Below are 17,297 nucleotides of genomic sequence, written 5' to 3'. Positions count from 1 at the left end.
GCGAGGCGCGATGGCCGACGATCCGAGGCGCACCGGCGAGGCCGACATGCCGGGCCTCGACCTCCTCTACGACCTCGCCGCCTGCCTGCGCTTCTTCTCGCGCCTGCCGGTGCCGCGCTTGCCCGGCGAGCCCGATCCGCACCTGCCCCCCGATTTCCGCACGGTGCCGCGGATGCTGCCGCTCGCGGGCCTCGTCCTCGCGCTGCCTTCCGCCCTGGTGCTGCTGGCGGGGCGCGGCCTCGGCCTCGGGCCGTTCCTCGCCGCGACGCTCGCCGTCGCCGCCCTGGTCCTGGCCACGGGGGCGCTGCACGAGGACGGGCTCGCCGACGTGGCGGACGGGTTCGGCGGCGGGACCACGCCCGAGCGGCGCCTCGAGATCATGCGCGACAGCCGGATCGGCGCCTACGGAGGGGCGGCCCTCGTCCTCGCGCTGGCGCTGCGGATCGGCGCGCTGGCGACCCTGCTCGACCGGACCGGGGCGGCGGCCGCCATCGCCCTGATGCTCGCAGCAAGCCTCTCGCGCACGGCGGCGCTCGCCCCGATGGTGATGCTGGCGCCCGCCCGGACCGGCGGCGCGGCGGCCTCGGTGGGCCGGCCGACCAAGGCGACGGCCGGGATCGCCACGGGGATCGCCGCGATCCTGACCCTGCTGGCCCTGCCCTTCGGGCTGCCCTTCGGCGGCCTCCTGCTGATGCTCGTCCTGGCTCTCGGCGCGAGCCTCGCGGTGAGCGCGCTCGCCCGCGCCCGGATCGGCGGCCAGACCGGCGACGTGATCGGCGCCTGCCAGCAGGCGGCCGAGATCGCGGCGCTCCTCGGCCTGATCGTCGCCGTGCCGATGTGAGGCGGCGGGCGGGGTTGATCCTCCGGCGGCCTTGCGGGCATGGGTGAGCGCATGAGCCCGCCCCCGAAGCCGTCGAGTCCCTGCACCAAGGTCTGCGTCCTCGACGACGCGACGGGCCTCTGCCGTGGCTGCGGGCGCACCCGCGACGAGATCGCCGCCTGGGGCTCGCTCGGCGAGGCGCGGCGCCTTGCCATCATGGCCGGCCTCGAAGCGCGGCTGCGGGATGCCTATCTCAAGCCCCGGGAGGCTCCGGCCTCCCCGTGATCCGACGCCCCGGGGTGACGCGTCCATGATGGTACCCTCATGCTGATTCTCGGGCTCGTCGTCCTCGGCGTGGCGCTCCTCGTCCTCGTCCTGGCGGATGGCGGCCGGATCGGGGGCGTGGTCGAGCCCGACCAGCTCGCGGGGCTCGCCTCCGGCATCGCCGTCCTCCTCCTCGTGCTGGCGGGCTTCCGGCACCGGTTCCGCGAGGGGGTGGGCACGAACCTGCGCCACCTGCTGATCTGGGGTCTGATCGGCCTCGCCTGCGTGGCGGTCTACGCCTATCGCGACACCGCGCAGGAGGTGGGCGCGCGGGTGATGGGCGAGCTCAACCCCGGCAGCGCCACGGTCGGACCCGGCGGCACCGTCACCATCACGCGGCGGGCGGACGGGCCCTTCGCGGTCAAGGCCGAGGTCAACGGCAGCACCCAGAGCTTCCTGTTCGACACGGGGGCCAGCGCGGTGGTGCTCACCGCCGAGAACGCGGCGGCGCTCGGGATCCGCCCGGGCGAGGACGCCTTCACCACCCGCGTCGCGACGGCCAACGGCGTCACCTTCGCCGCGCCCATCCTCCTCGACAGCCTCCGGATCGGGCCGATCCTCGAGCGGCGCGTCTCGGCGATGGTGAGCCGGCCGGGCGCGCTCTCCGGCAACCTGCTGGGCCAGAGCTTCCTGAACCGCCTGCCCTCCTACGAGGTGCGCGGCGACCGGCTGATCCTGAAGGGCAAGTAGGCGTCCTCAGGCCGCCTCGGGGACCGCGCGCGAGACCATTGCAACGGCCTCCCGCAGGGTGGCGAGGCCGGCCTCGGGGCGCATGCCGTGGGTGGCGAGGTGGCGGCGGAAGGCGCGGGCGCCCGGGCGCCCATTGAACAGGCCGAGCATGTGCCGCGTCAGGCTGTGGAGCCGGGTGCCCGCGGCGAGCGCCTCGGCCGCGTAGGGCTCGAACGCCTCGACCGCCGCGAAGGCGTCGGCCACCGGCGCAGCCTCGCCGAACAAGTCGGGATCGACCGCGAGGAGTTCCGCCGGGTCGCTGTAGGCGGCCCGCCCCATCATGACGCCGTCGAGGTCGCGGAGGTGCTCGCGCGCCTCCGCGACCGTGGTGATCCCGCCATTGACCGCGACCGGCAGCCCGGGCCGGGCCCGCTTCAGGCGCACGACGCGGCCGTAATCGAGGGGCGGGATGTCCCGGTTCTCCTTCGGCGACAGGCCCTGCAGCCACGCCTTGCGGGCGTGGACGACGAGCGCGTCGACGCCCGCTGCGACCACGATGCCGGCCAGCGCGTCGAGGGCGGCTTCCGGGTCCTGATCGTCGACGCCGATGCGGCACTTCACCGTGACGGGCACGGAAACGGCGCCCTTCATGGCGGCGACGCATTCGCCAACGAGGCCGGGCTCGCGCATCAGGCAGGCGCCGAAGCGCCCGTCCTGCACCCGGTCCGAGGGGCAGCCGACATTGAGGTTGACCTCGTCGTAGCCGAACCCCTCGGCGATCCGCGCGGCCTCTGCGAGCTCGGCCGGGTCGGAGCCGCCAAGCTGGAGCGCCACCGGATGCTCGACCGCCGAGAAGCCGAGCAGCCGCTCGCGCGGCCCATGGAGCACGGCGCCCGTCGTCACCATCTCGGTGTAGAGCCGGGCGCGCCGCGACAGGACGCGGTGGAAGGCGCGGCAATGCCGGTCGGTCCAATCCATCATCGGAGCGACGGAAAAGCGCCAAGCGCTGGAAGCGTTCAATTTTTCAGCCTTTGCCGTCACTTACGCGTCAATCCCTGCTGCACCGTGCGCGATGGTTTTCACCGATTCCCGCCTATTTCGTTGCCGAAAGTACAGCAATGCTGTACCTCTCGCCCTTGTGCTGTACCAGCTGGAGGCAAGCATGGGTACGATCCTAGAACGCAAGCGGAAGGACGGGTCGACCGGTTATCATGCACAGGTGGTGGTGAAAAAGGCGGGCGTCACCCACCGGGAGACACGGACATTCGATCGCCGGCCGGCAGCCCGCGCATGGATTGAGAAGCGGCAAAAGGAGCTCGCGCAGCCCGGTGCCCTTGCCGCAGCCAAGATCGAGGATCCAACATTGGCCGAAGTGATCGACCGTTATGTCGGCGATTCACGTCGACCGCTCGGGCGCACGAAGGCGCAGGTGCTGAAGGCGATAAAGGGCTACGACATCGCGGGCAAGTCCTGCTCCGCGATCTCCAGCGCCGAGGTGGTGGCCTTCGCCTCCGAACTTTCGGCTGGGCGCCAGCCGCAGACAGTCAGCAACTATCTCGCCCACCTTGGCTCGGTGTTTGCCATCGCCCGGCCCGCATGGGGCTACCCGCTCAACTCCACGGTCATGGATGACGCGCTGAAGGTTGCGCGCAGGCTGGGGCTGACGGCGAAATCACGTGCACGCGATCGACGTCCGACGCTCACGGAGCTAGATCAGTTGATGCGCCACTTTGGGGACGTGCGAAAGCGTCGGCCGAGCTCTCTCCCGATGCAGCATGTTATCGCATTCGCGATCTTCTCGACGCGTCGGCAGGAGGAGATCACGCGACTGACTTGGTTAGATCTCGATGGGTCTAGCGGCCGCATCCTCGTGCGGGACATGAAGAACCCGGGGCAGAAGATCGGCAACGACGTCTGGTGCGAGCTGCCAGCAGAAGCGCTGGCGATCGTTCGCGCCTTGCCGCAGGTTGAGACGCGGATCTTCCCCTACTCCACAGACGCGATCTCCGCCGCGTTCACGCGTGCCTGCGCGCTGCTCGGCATCGATGATCTGCATTTCCACGATCTGCGCCACGAGGGTGTGTCGCGGCTCTTCGAGATGGGGCGTACCGTTCCCTTGGCCGCCTTGGTATCGGGACACCGCTCTTGGCAGAGCCTTCAGCGATACACGCACGTCCGACTGGTGGGCGACAAGTACGCAAAGTGGCCGTGGTTCGAAGTTGTCGCCCAACCTGAGGCCCACCCAAGTCATTGATTCAGAGGGACGTTACCAGCATCACCTCATGGCCTCGATCGCGACAAACTGGTTGAGAGCCAAGCCCACTGTCGGCCAGAACGCCAGCAGACCTTCCGCTTTGCGCCGATTGTGTTGAAAAACTCCGTTTGCCACTCTTTCGAAGACATCAACCTAGAACACCTGGGGTTGCATCGGGCGACGAATACCAGATATAGAGAACTTCGACCGCGCCGCGGGGTTTTTCAACACAATCCGCCCGTTGCTGCCGTTCAGCCGACTCCGGCAGCTTCTTTGAAGCGGACGTTGCAGCAGCTCAGCTTGGAGGTCTAAGCTGCAACAGCCCTGTCGCTGGAGTGCCGTACATGTACGGCCCGACCGTCACCTTCTATGGGCAGCGCTATAGCCAAGAGCAGCTCATAGCTGAGATGCGCAGAGCGATCCAGCAATGGCCTTCACGACGGTACGTTCATCGGCCGGGTACCATGCAGATCAGCTGCAACGTGCCTGCCCAGAAATGTGCGGCTCGCTCTATCATTGACTTTGACGTCAGCAACTCGCGTCACGGCACCACCAAGCAAGGTTATAGGGCTTCGAACAATTCCGCAGGCTTAGCCTCCGACTGCGGCTGCTGAACCGGCTGCACCATCAGAGGTTCAACGGTCTCAGAGACCGGCTTTGGCAATTCCGGCAGGGGGAAGGCTTCGGCCCAGCCGCCTGCAACTCCCTCCAGCAGACCGTCCCACTGAGTGCCGCGACCGCGTATGAGGCGACGAGAAATGATCATAGCTGGAGCCGAGGCAAGCGGGGCAATTCCTACTGTCTAAAACCTCACTGTGCAGAAAAGGTTTCTCCCCGATCTTTGCTGGAAACCGAACGCAGCCAAAAGTCCAATTGCGCGCAATCTGGATGGTCCGTCACGGTGTAGGTGGCGGGTGACGCTGACGGCGGTCCGCCTTCGAGACTGGCACCTTTGAGCGCACTTCCCTGGAGGTGCGCTCGTCTTTTGGCATCAGGCGTCAGCACAAGGAGTGACGCGCCACCGCTGGCGCGTCCCTTAGCCTGCACAACCGCTTGATGCTGAGACGGATCTTGGGGTGTGTAGCGGGCCGTCCACTCCTCAACCGTGAGCGGCGGCTGCATCAGGATTTCAGGTCTTTCCCAGTTCGGGCCCGCGCCACCGTCAGACAATTGATGCTCAGCTAACTGGCTCGCTGCATCCTGACCTCAGGCCACATTGCGTACCGGCCCGATCCCCGTCGTGTGGACACGACGCGCCCCGTCGCCGTAATCCCCAACTCGCGGCAAGGGCACGACGGTCAGCCTGTACTTTCCGCGCTCGACCGACCCAGCTGGCGAGGAGACGGGCGCCGGTTCGGCGAGTTCGATCCCGCTGCGCCGCGCCGGCGAGGGCGAGACGGTCCTGCTGGTCGAGAATGACGAGCAGGTGCTCGGGATGGCTGTCGAGAGCCTGGAGGAGTTGCGCTACCGGGTCATCGTCGCTCGCAACGCCGCCGAGGCTCTGGAGCACCTTCGGGGCGTAGAGCGCATCGACATCCTGTTCTCTGACGTAGTGATGCCAGGCGGCATGAACGGGTCGCAGTTGGCGATCGAGGCACAGAAGCTTCGGCCCGGCGTCAAGGTCCTGCTCACGTCAGGCTATGTGGCGAACCTCGACGAAGGTCAGGTCATCGGCCACGGCGAGATGCCGGTCCTGAACAAGCCCTACCGCCGCGACGAGCTCGCCCGCTCGCTGCGCCTAGTGCTGGGGGAGAAGGACGTTGACCCGTCAGCGAGGGCGCCAACGACTGGCGTGAGTCCGGCGGCAACGGCGCACATAGGAGCCTGAGGCCGGCGCGTTGTGGCTGCCTACGTGCAAGAGGTCCGCTTGCTGTCAGGAGACGGACCTTCGATTTGCGCAAACCCAAGGTCCAGATCGGGTCATGTGAGGCATTCAGCTGAACCGCACCGAACGTCCGCTTTCTCACGATTGTGTTGAAAAACTCCGCGGCGCGATCAAAGTCCTCTATAGCTAGTATTTGTCGCTCGATACGAACCCAGGTGTTGTAGGTTGATGTCCTCGAAAGGGGGGCAAACGGAGTTTTTCAACACAATCTCACGATCTAAGCCCCGAAGCGGACGGGCTGCCTCCGGCCACATCCGGTCGTTTGAGGGCATTGAACTCAAACCGCCGGAGAGCAGACGCTTCAAGGGCCTGGACGGAATCGCGAGTTGCCGCCTTCGGTTCTGCGGCCGCATCTGCGTTGCTCAGGCTTGGCAGCATACGGCGGGGCAAACAGGGTGCTCCGGAGATCAGCAGGCTTTGTGCAGAAGAGACCTTCATGTCCCCTCCCCCGTTATCCGGCCATGACCGATCCTTTTGACCTTGCAAGGTTCGTGGACGCTCAGAGCGGTGTCTATGAGCAGGCGCTGCGGGAGCTGATGGCGGGGCATAAGCGTAGCCATTGGATGTGGTTCATCTTTCCTCAGATCGCCGGTCTCGGGTTCAGCGCCATGGCCCAGCGTTACGCTGTCGGTTCGCTCGACGAGGCTCGCGCGTACCTGCAGCACCCTCTGCTCGGACCTCGCCTGGGGCGCTGCACAGAGGCTGTGAACCGGGTGTCAGGGCGCTCGGCGCATGCCATCTTCGGCTCTCCCGACGACATGAAGTTCCGCTCGAGCATGACTTTGTTCGGGCGCGCTGCGCCAGACGCATTACCCTTTCGGACGGCCCTCGATCGGTACTTCGGCGGGCAAGAGGATCCGCGTACCCTGGAGAAACTGCAGGCGTCCTGCCGGTGAGGTCCGTTGCGCCAGTGGCTTCATCAAATCAGGCCTCGCCGGGAGAGTTCATTCTTGAGGTAGGCGTAGAAGATCGGTGCAGCGATGAGGCCCGGAACGCCGAAAATTGCCTCCATGTACAGCATCGTCACCAGCAATTCCCAAGCGCGGCCAGGTGAGTGCTCTCACAAGGGGCCGCTGACTTGGCAACGGCCGGAGGCATTGGACGTCGGTCATGGATCGCGTTCCGGGCTGATTGCCGGGTCGCCCACCAGCCGGATTGAAGCTGCGACTGGGTGATCTGGGGCGGCGAAGTCTTCCAGCAGCCGTCCGCTCGACCACAGCTCAGCTCTCAGCCCCTGAGTCAGTTCGCCAGCCAGACGCTTCGCCTCGGTCTCGTTACAGGCTGGGACGAGCACCGTGGCTTGCAGATTGCCGTCGTAGGCGAACCGATGAAGCTTGTAGACGGACGCAGTTCTGTGAGGTCGGCCAGGGAATTTGATAAGGTTAGCCATTGCCCACCCGTTGGGTCACAGGCGGGGGCGTCGAGCCCTCAGTCGCCGGAGCCCGGGTTTAGCTCATCCGGCGATGCGGGCACTCTGCGCCGACGGGTGTGGGAAAGATAGGCCCGAGCCGGTACGGCCCAGCAGTGGGTGGTCCGCTCCGCATTGCGCTTGGCCATAGCCGAGCCTTGACGCACCCGCCGGTCACAAGCTCGAAGACCGACACGTGACGAGCGGCCCAAATGCGGGCCGCTCGCTTGCAAGTGTCAGACTGCCTTCAGGTTGGCAGCACTTTCCTTGCCGCTCCGTCGGTCAGCCTCGACCTCGTAGGAGATTTTCTGCCCCTCGTTGAGGCTGCGCATCCCGGCGCGCTCGACAGCGGAGATGTGCACGAACACGTCCTTGCCGCCGTCATCGGGTTGGATGAAGCCGTAGCCCTTGGTCTCGTTGAACCACTTCACGGTACCGGTGCTCATGACATCCTCGGTCCCTCGCAGGCGGTCATCGGATTGGAGCCGCGGCCGGTTGCCTGCCGGGCGGCGTGATCGACGGGGAGCGACGGGAGACAAGGACCGGCCTGCGAGGGCGTGACGGTCCAAGTGATCCGGTCACGTGCCGATGCTCACGTCCTACGTTGCGAAGGTGCACCTCGCAAGGCAAGCCCGCGGCTTCCGTAATGTGCCATCCATCCGGCTCGGGCGGCAGCTGGGAAAAGAACGTTCGCGGACTGGGCATTGCCGAGCGCCCGGTGATATCGCTGCGGCAGCTCGAGGGAATGCAGCGTTGTCCGTCATCCAGCGACACAACACCAAACTGGCGGGGACTGGGCCTACAGCGATGGTCTTCGCTCACGGCTTCGGTTGTGACCAGAACATGTGGCGGTTCGTGGCTCCGGCCTTCGAGGACGGGTTCCGCACGATCCTGTTCGACTACGTCGGGGCTGGTGGCTCAAATGTCTCAGCCTACGATCCGGAGAAGTACGCCTCGCTGAATGGCTACGCCGACGACGTGGTCGACCTCTGCCGCTTCTTGGACGTGCGGAGTGGCATCTTCGTCGGCCATTCGGTCAGCGCCATGGTTGGGGTCCTGGCCTCGAAGAAGGCTCCCGAACTCTTCGACAGCCTCGTCATGGTGTGCCCCTCCCCCCGGTACATCAACGACGCCGATTACGAGGGCGGCTTCAGTGAGGCTCAGATCCAGGAGCTGCTGGATTTCCTCGACAGCAACCACATGGGCTGGTCACAAGCGATGGCGCCGGTGATCATGGGCAATCCCGGCCGCCCCGAGTTGGGCGAGGAACTCACAAACAGCTTCTGTCGCACGGATCCCGACATCGCCAAGCGCTTCGCCCGGACAACCTTCTTGTCGGACAATCGCGCCGACCTTGCGGATGTGAAGGTTCGGTGTCTCGTGGTCCAGTGCTCAGAAGACGTGATCGCGCCGCAGTCCGTGGGTGAGTACGTCCACCGCAACCTCCCAGAGAGCGAGATGGCTCTCATTGACGCCACAGGACATTGCCCGAACCTGAGCGCGCCCGAGCAGACGATCGCGGCGATCAAGACTTTCCTTCGAGGGCAATAAGTTGAACGAGGTGGGTCCCGCTGCCCAGGCTCCCGGCAGCGATGACCTGGAGGATCTCTTCGAGAATGCGCCCTGCGGGTACATCTCCGCGCTGGCCAATGGGCGCATCGCGAAGGTCAATCGAACCTTCGCAGTCTGGACCGCTTACGAAGCCGAGCATCTGGTCGGGCGCCGCTTCCTCGATTTCCTGACCATAGCCGGCAAGATCTATTACGAGACCCACTTCGCGCCGCTGCTGCGGATGCAGGGCTTCTTCAACGAGGTCGCGCTCGACCTTGTCTGTGCGGATGGCACGACATTGCCTGTCCTCGCGAACGCCGTGGTGCGGCGGGATGGGGCGGGAGGCATCCGGTTCATTCGCGTGACGGTGTTCAACGCCTCGGATCGCCGGCGGTACGAACGAGAGCTCCTCGAGGCGCGCCGAACCGCCGAACAGGCCAGCCTTGCCTTGCAGGACTTCAACGCGATGTTGGAAGCCCGCGTAGCGGAGCGCTCCCGCGCACTGGATCGTGCTTGGCGCCTCTCGCCAGACCTCCTCATGATAGCTGGATCGGACGGTGTTCTGAGCGCGGTGAATGGCGCCTGGGCGGACCTGCTGGGGTGGGAGGCATCCGAGCTTGTTGGACAACGCTTCGAGGTGTTCACCCATCCTGAGGATCTGGCAGCCACACAGGCTGTGTTCGCGGGCATCGTCGAGGCTCCCCTCACCAGGCCGTACGAGGGACGCTTGCGCCATTCGGACGGTTCCTACCGCTGGTTCGCCTGGACGGGCGCATTCGAGGACGGACAGGTCTACGCAACCGGACGTCACACGACAGCCGAGCACGAACAAGCCGCCGTGCTGGCTCAGGCGGAGGATGCACTGCGGCAAGCGCAGAAGATGGAGGCGGTCGGTCAGCTCACGGGCGGGTTGGCGCACGACTTCAACAACCTGCTGGCAGGCATCTCCGGGAGCCTGGAACTCATGCAGACGCGCATGAGCCAGGGACGCCTGTCGGACCTCGATCGTTACATGAACGCTGCCCAGGGAGCCGCGAAGCGCGCCGCGGCCCTGACGCACCGGCTACTCGCCTTCTCACGACGGCAGACGCTCGATCCGAAGCCCACCGACGTGAATCGGCTCGTGGCGGGCATGGAAGAGATGATCCGGCGCACCGTTGGTCCAGGCATACACATCGAGGTGGTCGGAGCCTCCGGGCCGTGGCCAGCCTTCATCGATCTGCCGCAGCTTGAAAACGCGTTACTCAACCTTTGCATCAACGCCCGCGACGCGATGCCAGAGGGTGGGCGCATCACCATCGAGACCGCCAACAAGTGGCTCGACGACCGTGCTGCGCACGAGCACGACCTGCCCCCAGGCCAGTTCCTCTCGCTTTGCGTGACCGACACGGGCACCGGCATGACGCCGGACGTGATCGCGCGCGCCTTCGACCCATTCTTCACCACCAAGCCGACGGGCCAGGGCACAGGCCTGGGGCTAAGCATGATCTACGGCTTCGCTCGACAATCGGGCGGGCAGGTGCGGATCTACTCGGAGGTGGGTCAGGGCACGACGATGTGCCTCTATCTGCCCCGCCACTATGGTTCGGTGGATGCAGAGGGTGCGCTGCTAGCCCACCCCGCCGTGCTTCGCGCGGAGCAGGATGCGACGGTGCTCGTCGTCGACGATGAGCCGACGGTGCGGATGTTGGTGACGGACGTCCTCGAAGAGCTGGGCTACACGGCCATTGAGGCAGCTGACAGCGGCGCGGGCCTGAGGGTGCTGCAATCGAACGTGCGCATCGACCTGCTGGTGACGGATGTGGGTTTGCCAGGCGGCATGAACGGGCGGCAGATGGCGGATGCGGGGCGTCTGGCGCGGCCGGGCCTGAAGGTCCTGTTCATCACGGGCTATGCCGAGAACGCAGCAGTCGGCAACGGCCTGCTGGAACCGGGTATGCAGGTCCTGACGAAGCCGTTTGCGATCGACGCGCTTGCCTCCCGCATCAGAAATCTCATTCCTGGCTGACTCCGTAGGACCCCACGACGAGAGGCCGCTTTGCGCCGATTTCGTTGAAAAACTCGCGGTTGGCCTGGATTGAGATTTGACCGGGTGCTTGGCCGGGGGGGCTCCCGCCAGCCGGTCAGGCTAGGCTCGGCTGCCCCAGCGGGATCAGCTTGGCCAGCTTCCGTAGGTTCTGGGCGGCGGCCGCGAGGTGGAACTCGTCTCGGGCCCCGTCTGGCCCCCGCAACCGAAGCCGATCCAGCCGCAGGATCCGCTTAAGGTGGGCAAACAGCATCTCGACCTTCTTGCGCTCACGCCGCGAGGTACGGCCCGCCTCCGAGGCGCAGATGTCGCGCGCCATCTGCCGGGCGCCCTCGTGGATCGAGCGTGGGATCTTGCGGGCGGATGCGTTGGGGCAGCATCGTGGCTTCAGCGCGCAAGCTTCGCAGTCGTACTTGCTCGCGCGGTAGCGCAGCATCCCGTCTGCGTCGACGAGCGGGGGCGGTGACCGATAGACCTTCTGGCGTTGCCGCAGGTGCTTGCCGGCCGGGCAGGTGTAGGCGTCGGCGCCAGGGTCGTAGGTGAAGGCCGACCGGCTGAAGGTGCCGTCGCGGCGCTCGGACTTATCGAAGACGGGGATGTGCGGCTCGATGCCCTGCTCGTGGGCGAGCCAGCCCAGCATCGCGGCCGAGCCGTAACCGCTGTCACCGGCGAGCCGGGCCGGGTAGAGGTCGAAGCGCTCGCGCGAGCGCACGATCATGCGCTTGGCGGCCGTGACCTCGGCCTGCCGGATCGCGGTGGTCGGCTCGACGTCCACGATGACCGCGTGGTCGAGGTCGATCAGGTAGTTGGCCGCGTAGGCGAAGTAGGCCAGCCCACCGTCCGCACCCGTCCAGCGCGCGGCCGGGTCGGCGGGGGAAACGAGCTTAGGCACGACCGGCGTCGCAGCTCCGAACGCGGCGTCGTCGAGCACAGCCAGGTACTCCCGGGCGGCGCGGCTGACGCTCTCGGGTGGCAGGCCGTTCGTACCCTCAACACCCTTCTGCCGGTTGGCATCAGCCTTGATAAGGCTGGCGTCGACCGCGAAGCCCTCGCCGCCCACGAGCCCCTCGGCGATGCAGCGGGCGAGCACGGTCTCGAACAAGCAGCGCAGCAGGTCGCTGTCGCGGAAGCGGCCATGGCGGTTCTTGGAGAAGGTCGAATGGTCCGGCACCCGGCCGTCGAGCCCGAGCCGGCAGAACCAGCGATAGGCGAGATTGAGGTGGACCTCGTCGCACAGGCGGCGCTCGGATCGGATGCCGAAGCAGTAGCCGATGAGCAGCATGCGGATCATCAACTCGGGGTCGACCGAGGGCCGGCCCGTCGAGCTGTAGAACGGCTGCAGGTGCGCGCGTAGACCCGACAGGTCAACGAAGCGGTCGATGGCGCGCAGCAGATGGTCGGCTGGGATATGTGTATCGAGCGAGAACTCGTAGAACAGGGCACCCTGCTCGACTTGCCGAGGTCCCATCATCTGCTTCGGTCTCCGTCTCTCGACAGAAGTGAATCACCTCACGACTACCGCCGCAACACCCGAGTTTTTCAACACAATCCGCCGATTGTGTTCTCTAATGGGTCAAGGGGCGGCAACTCGGTCCTGAGCGTTCGACGCTTTCGGGTGCCTGCGTTCTCTACGTGCTCGTGCGGCACTTGATGGGGTCAGCTGGGTGCAGAGCGGCTCGGTTGAAACCGCAGTCGGCGCAAGGCCGCCTGCTACAAAATCGGCGCCGTCTTCCACTCCCTCCCTCGGGCGTCGCTCCCGCTCGGGAGCTCGGTTCGGCCTCCTGTCCGGCGACGTGGACCATTACGCAGGCTTGAACTCAGTGCCCTGGCGCAGCATCGCGTGCATGATGATCGCCAGCCGGCGCGCGAGCGCGATGCGAGCCTTGCGCATCGTCGAACGCTTCGCGATGGCCAAAGCCCACTCCCTCAGCTTCAGAGGCCGCCTGCAGCGCGTCAGCATCACGTTGGCGGCTTCGTAGAGCAGCGTTCTGACCCGCCGGTCGCCGCACTTCGAGATGCTGCCGGTGTAGTCGACCTCGCCCGACTGGTAGCGTCGTGGAACGAGACCGAGATACGGCCCAACGTCGCGGGAACGCCTGAAGCGCTCAGGGTCATCGACGGCTGCTGCGAAGGCGAGTGCGGTGAGTTGACCGACGCCCGGGATCGTCATCAAGCGACGGCAGGCCTCCGACATCCGGACGATCTTCTTGATATCTGCGTCGATGGCGGCGACGGCCGCCAGCACGGCGGCTCGCGCACCGATCAGGCCGCGCATGGCAGCGGACAGCCCATCGATCCCCTCGCTCGAACGCAGTGCCTGCTCGATGAAGGCAGGGCTGAGCGCCCGCGGCAGCCGCACTCCGAACACGACGGCAAGGCCGCGGATCTGATTCTCCAGCGTGACCCGCTGGCCGACCAGCTTCTTGCGCGCGATGATCAAGGACCTCACGGCGTGTGCCGGCAGCGACTTCACGTGCACCGGCTTGAAGAAGCCGGTTCGTGCCAGGTGAGCGAGACCGCGCGCATCGTTGCGGTCGGTCTTAAGGGTCGTGAGCGACTTCAGGGCTTGGTAAGCCTGCCGGCCCTCGACGCAGACGACCGGCACATCGTGCTCGACCAAGCCGTGGAACAGCATCGGAGCCATCCGGCCGGTCTCGAACACCACCCGGCGGCAGGCGGCTGCCTTCGCGAGTTCCTGCGCGATGTCGGCGGGCGTAGACGCCACCTTCGCCTGATGGATGACTACTCCGTCGCGGTCGACCACGCAGACGTGCGTCTCCTCCATCGAGACATCCAAGCCAGCGAAATACTCCATGATCAGCCTCCTCTTCCGGCAGCGGAGCCGATCCTATCGGCCTTCCGCGGAAGAGCTGCCGTCCATTACCCGATGTTGAAAAACTCCGTTTGCCACTCTTTCGAGGACATCAACCTACAACACCCGTGGTTTTATCGGGCGACGAATACCAGATATAGAGAACTTCGACCGCGCCGCGGGGTTTTTCAACACAATCCGCCCATTGCTGCCATTCAGCCGATTCGGTCGGCAACCCTAAAGCGGCCATTCGCCGACTGGGAGAAATGGAATGCCATAGGATGAGGAGCCGGTCAGCTTACGCACCGCGACTGGATGGTGTGCTCGTTCGAGATCGCGGAAGAGAGCCCACTGCCCATGCTCACGGTGCCCTTCAGCGACACCGTCCCGGAGGAGGAAGGCTGGGACTGACATAGGGCGGAGCTACGTGGGCATGCGCAGCCCCGGCCACGGGCTCGGCAGCCGGATTAGGAGGCAGACGCTTACCTGTGCTAACGTATAGGGCCGAGGCTGTGCCCAGGAGTCTGGGTCATGGACTGGCAGCCCACCGATGATCTCTCTCAACACCTCGTGTCTCGCCGAAGGCGCGCGACGATGCGACCTGCAGCGAGCAATGATCGCTTACCTGAGAGCGAGCGAGCACGATATTGCTGCGGCCGACACATCTCTCGTCAGCTTTGAGCGCACTTAGCTCTATGCGTGAGCACCATCAGCGCCTCTGGGCATCACGGAGATTCCCATGAGCGAAACCCCACTTGCAGCTGCAATCCGGCATGTGGTTGAGGCTGAGCAGCGCTGGGACCGCCAGATCGGTCTTATTGCTACGCTCGCTACGGCCTGTTATGACTTGAGCCAGTCGAGTGCGGCGGCAAGGCAGAGGACACCGGCGAAGCTGGTGGCGGTCTTCTCGTAGCGGGTGGCGACGGCGCGCCATTCCTTTAACCGCGCCCAGAGACGCTCGACCCGGTTGCGGTTGGTGTAGATCCAATCCGGACAGGCGACAGGCGCCTCGTGCCGCTGCGGCGGGATCGCAGGCCGTGCACCCATGCCCCAGATGTGCGCGCGGAAGCGATGGCTGGTGTAGCCCCGGTCGGCCACCACCCACTTGGGCACGCCCGGCAGCTGCTCGAGCAGCGGGATGGCCTGAGGCAGTTCATGTGCTTGCCCAGGCGCGATCCGGAACGCGATGGCGCGACCAGCGCCATCAGCGATCACGCAAGCCTTGGTCCCTGAGAGGCCACGAGAGCGGCCAAGCGCCTCACGCTTGCTCCGCTCAGCTTGAGATCCCCCCTTCGCGCAGCCCCAGCCGCCTTCTGGTGCGCGCGCACGCTGGTGCCGTCGAGGAACACCATGCCGAGTTGCACCCCGCGCTCTTGCACAAGGCTGAGGAGCCGCTCCCAAACGCCGGCACGTGCCCACCGGATGAAGACCTGAGCGGCCCGCCACCAGGGTCCGAGTTCGGCTGGCACGGCGCGCCACTTGGCGCCGTTCTGATAGCGCCAGAGGATGGCCGAGACGGTGCGGCGCAGATCCTGTGGTGGCGTCTTGCCCTTCGGCCGGCAGGCTTCCAACCCTTCCACACACCAGCGGCTCCAACTCGGCCCATTGTGCGTCCGACAGCATCGCTCCTCCGCGCTCAGGAGAGGCGAAACGCTCACCACATCAGGTGGTTCAAGCGATCACAGGCCGTAGCCGAGAGGAGGCCCGCACCGCCGCCGAGCAGGGTCTGCTGGAAATCCAAAAGACCCTCAGGCTCGCGCGGGCCCAACGCGCGCTGATCCGAACCCTTGATGTTTAGCAAACGGCGGGCGAGCGCCCAGCCTGCCCAGCTGTATCTCAGCGCACCAAGTGCGACCTCCGCCAGGTCGAACTCTGGCCTGTGCTCATGTCACTTGCTCCAGTTTGCTGCAGCTCGGTGGTGACCGCGCCGATTGCTTAAACGGCGGCCGTCCAGCGGATGGCCGTGGTGGTGCCAACGTTGAAGCTTGCGGCCGCCTGACGAGGCGAGCTTGCCGCCGTCACACACGCTCCAGGAGATCCTTGTGGTTGCCGGGCAATGCGACGCTTCGCCTCCTGAACGGCGCGTTGCATTACCCAGGAGCTTGCTCGGGCAGCCCACTCCTGTGGCTCAGACAAAATGGAAGACGCTGAATAGCCGTCAACCTGAGCTACAGACGGAGCTGGGTAACGGCCGCCGTGCCCAGGCGCTTGAGGTACACCCGAGCGGCGCGTACTTGTGATGCTAGGGCTTAAAACCATCGTTGATCACGTGCGACCATCCAGCTGGCGCTCACATGGAATAGCGTGACAGTAGCAGTTCGGGAAATATTTCTATGATAAAGTGCTGGTATTACAAAAAATACTAATTAAATCGATGAAGGAGGCTCCATCGCTGCTTTTGCCGCTGAGCTGAGAGAGGTCCTTCCTATGCACTTTGAGTTAGATGAGCATGGCGATTGGATCGTCGACTTCGACGAACTTGGCGGCAGGTTTGGCACCTCAGCCGGCTATCTCCAGCATCAGATCAAGCTTGGCCTTCTCAAAGGATTTCTGGAGGCGGGAAGCGGCGAGAACGCGGGTCGATCCAGGATCACCATTCGAGCAGGCAGATCGGCATGGCAGGGCACATTCGACCGCGCGGGGTTCCTCGTGGAGGAGATCATGTTCCCCGAAGCACCATGGTTGCCGGACAGAACTTTGCGCTGACGGATGCTCCTTTCAAAGATTGAGCGACTGGGGCTCGCAATCGCAGCACTCCACATCGGCGGAAAGACTGACGGCACACCTCAGTGAACCGTGAATACCGACATCAACGTCCCGTAGGCTGAGTTGCTCTCAATTTCTCGACGCTCCTTCCGTCGTGGGAGCGCACGTTGCGGGCACTCGGTCGCCTGTCTTTTCTGGATGATCGGAGGGCTCCCGCTCGGGCCGAGCCGTGGCTTTACTGCGCAGGCCGCCGAGTATCGTCCCGCCACCGGAGGTGAAGTGTAGGGTCCGGAGCTTTAACTTCTGGCGGGTCAGCCAGGTGGCTGCGCACGTTCATAGTCCCCGAAGAACCGGACTCACTCGCCCTGATACGATCAGGAATGGTCTCGTGTCTCGGAGCCATGTTCGGCGATTGCGCGGCACTCGACCCCCCTCCGGTCGGCGCTTGAGCCAGTGCAGAAGCAGTCAAAATTCCGAAGAACGCGAACGACATGAGTAGATATCTCATAACATGTTACCTGCGCATGACTAAAGTAAGGGCAAGAGCTGCCAGATCGTTCCTGCTGAATCCTTTTATTTTATCGTGTTTACCTTAGCCGTGTGGCCTCGCGCTTTGGTCCTCCGAGCCTTCGGAGTACCAGCAGATCGTGTCGCTCACGTCGCCCAAAGCCCATGTGGGAAGCAGCATTGTCGTGCGGCACTGAGCATCGCACCCTTTCAAGCGCTAGTACCGGGCAACTCTATTGTGTCGTCGATCTATGTGCTGCTAAATATCAATGGCGGCTTAGCCAGATTGTCGCGCTCCGCTGCAATATAGAGAGAGCCGGATCGAGAATAATAAC

Annotated in this window: 12 protein-coding genes and 2 pseudogenes; 9 read left to right on the top strand and 5 right to left on the bottom strand. The window is 65.1% G+C overall.

Annotated elements, in window-relative coordinates; translation table 11 throughout:
• Positions 1 to 10: 10 nt before the first annotated feature.
• Genes cobS through DK389_RS15065 form a run of 3 tightly spaced genes read left to right on the top strand, consistent with a single transcriptional unit; the run spans position 11 to position 1,834 of the window.
• Positions 11 to 841 carry an adenosylcobinamide-GDP ribazoletransferase gene (gene cobS / locus DK389_RS15075; protein WP_109890733.1) on the top strand — a complete coding sequence of 277 codons (831 nt, stop codon included), beginning with the start codon at positions 11 to 13 and terminating at the stop codon, positions 839 to 841.
• A gap of 51 nt (positions 842 to 892) precedes the next feature.
• Entirely contained in the window at positions 893 to 1,105 is a 213-nt protein-coding gene (locus tag DK389_RS15070) for a DUF1289 domain-containing protein (RefSeq protein WP_109896412.1), read from the top strand.
• 39 nt (positions 1,106 to 1,144) lie between these two features.
• A complete protein-coding gene (locus DK389_RS15065; RefSeq protein ID WP_109890731.1) occupies positions 1,145 to 1,834 on the top strand; it encodes a retropepsin-like aspartic protease family protein in 690 nt (229 codons plus the stop codon).
• Between the two features lie 6 nt (positions 1,835 to 1,840).
• Here the strand turns inward: DK389_RS15065 and dusA are convergent, their stop codons facing one another.
• Positions 1,841 to 2,854, bottom strand: coding sequence for a tRNA dihydrouridine(20/20a) synthase DusA (dusA, locus tag DK389_RS15060; protein ID WP_109890729.1), 1,014 nt, complete (start codon positions 2,852 to 2,854; stop codon positions 1,841 to 1,843).
• A gap of 121 nt (positions 2,855 to 2,975) precedes the next feature.
• Here dusA and DK389_RS15055 point away from each other — a divergent pair, with 121 nt between their 5' ends.
• The 3 genes and pseudogenes from DK389_RS15055 to DK389_RS15040 all read left to right on the top strand — a co-directional run bounded on the left by DK389_RS15055 (position 2,976) and on the right by DK389_RS15040 (position 6,848).
• Positions 2,976 to 4,067 (top strand): site-specific integrase, encoded by a 1,092-nt coding sequence (locus tag DK389_RS15055; RefSeq protein ID WP_109896410.1) that lies wholly within the window; start codon positions 2,976 to 2,978, stop codon positions 4,065 to 4,067.
• A gap of 1,282 nt (positions 4,068 to 5,349) precedes the next feature.
• A pseudogene (locus DK389_RS15045) lies at positions 5,350 to 5,817 on the top strand (response regulator); the annotation flags it as partial.
• A 596-nt stretch (positions 5,818 to 6,413) separates the two neighbouring features.
• A complete protein-coding gene (locus tag DK389_RS15040; RefSeq protein WP_109890727.1) occupies positions 6,414 to 6,848 on the top strand; it encodes a DUF1810 domain-containing protein in 435 nt (144 codons plus the stop codon).
• A gap of 748 nt (positions 6,849 to 7,596) precedes the next feature.
• Here the strand turns inward: DK389_RS15040 and DK389_RS15035 are convergent.
• Positions 7,597 to 7,806, bottom strand: a complete 210-nt coding sequence (locus DK389_RS15035; RefSeq protein WP_109890725.1) for a cold-shock protein — start codon at positions 7,804 to 7,806, stop codon at positions 7,597 to 7,599.
• Between the two features lie 307 nt (positions 7,807 to 8,113).
• On the opposite strand from DK389_RS15035, the gene DK389_RS15030 reads away from it, so the two are divergent.
• Both DK389_RS15030 and DK389_RS15025 read left to right on the top strand, forming a co-directional pair.
• Positions 8,114 to 8,911: an alpha/beta fold hydrolase gene (locus DK389_RS15030; protein ID WP_210206765.1), complete on the top strand. Its 798-nt coding sequence runs from the start codon at positions 8,114 to 8,116 to the stop codon at positions 8,909 to 8,911.
• Between the two features lies 1 nt (position 8,912).
• A complete protein-coding gene (locus tag DK389_RS15025) occupies positions 8,913 to 10,919 on the top strand; it encodes a PAS domain S-box protein (protein ID WP_109890721.1) in 2,007 nt (668 codons plus the stop codon).
• Between the two features lie 115 nt (positions 10,920 to 11,034).
• Here the strand turns inward: DK389_RS15025 and DK389_RS15020 are convergent, their stop codons facing one another.
• The 3 genes and pseudogenes from DK389_RS15020 to DK389_RS15010 all read right to left on the bottom strand — a co-directional run bounded on the left by DK389_RS15020 (position 11,035) and on the right by DK389_RS15010 (position 15,372).
• A complete protein-coding gene (locus DK389_RS15020) occupies positions 11,035 to 12,408 on the bottom strand; it encodes a transposase (RefSeq protein WP_109887551.1) in 1,374 nt (457 codons plus the stop codon).
• A 330-nt stretch (positions 12,409 to 12,738) separates the two neighbouring features.
• A complete protein-coding gene (locus DK389_RS15015) occupies positions 12,739 to 13,752 on the bottom strand; it encodes an IS110 family RNA-guided transposase (protein WP_109890719.1) in 1,014 nt (337 codons plus the stop codon).
• 837 nt (positions 13,753 to 14,589) lie between these two features.
• Positions 14,590 to 15,372, bottom strand: a pseudogene (locus tag DK389_RS15010) (IS5 family transposase).
• Between the two features lie 804 nt (positions 15,373 to 16,176).
• Between DK389_RS15010 and DK389_RS15005 the strand changes: the two are divergent.
• Entirely contained in the window at positions 16,177 to 16,455 is a 279-nt protein-coding gene (locus tag DK389_RS15005; RefSeq protein ID WP_109890717.1) for a DUF6522 family protein, read from the top strand.
• The last annotated feature ends 842 nt before the right edge of the window (positions 16,456 to 17,297 follow it).

Source organism: Methylobacterium durans (genome assembly GCF_003173715.1).
Classification (GTDB): Bacteria; Pseudomonadota; Alphaproteobacteria; order Rhizobiales; family Beijerinckiaceae; genus Methylobacterium; species Methylobacterium durans.
Note: the sequence above shows the minus strand (reverse complement) of the source record. Positions and strands in the feature narration are given on the sequence as shown.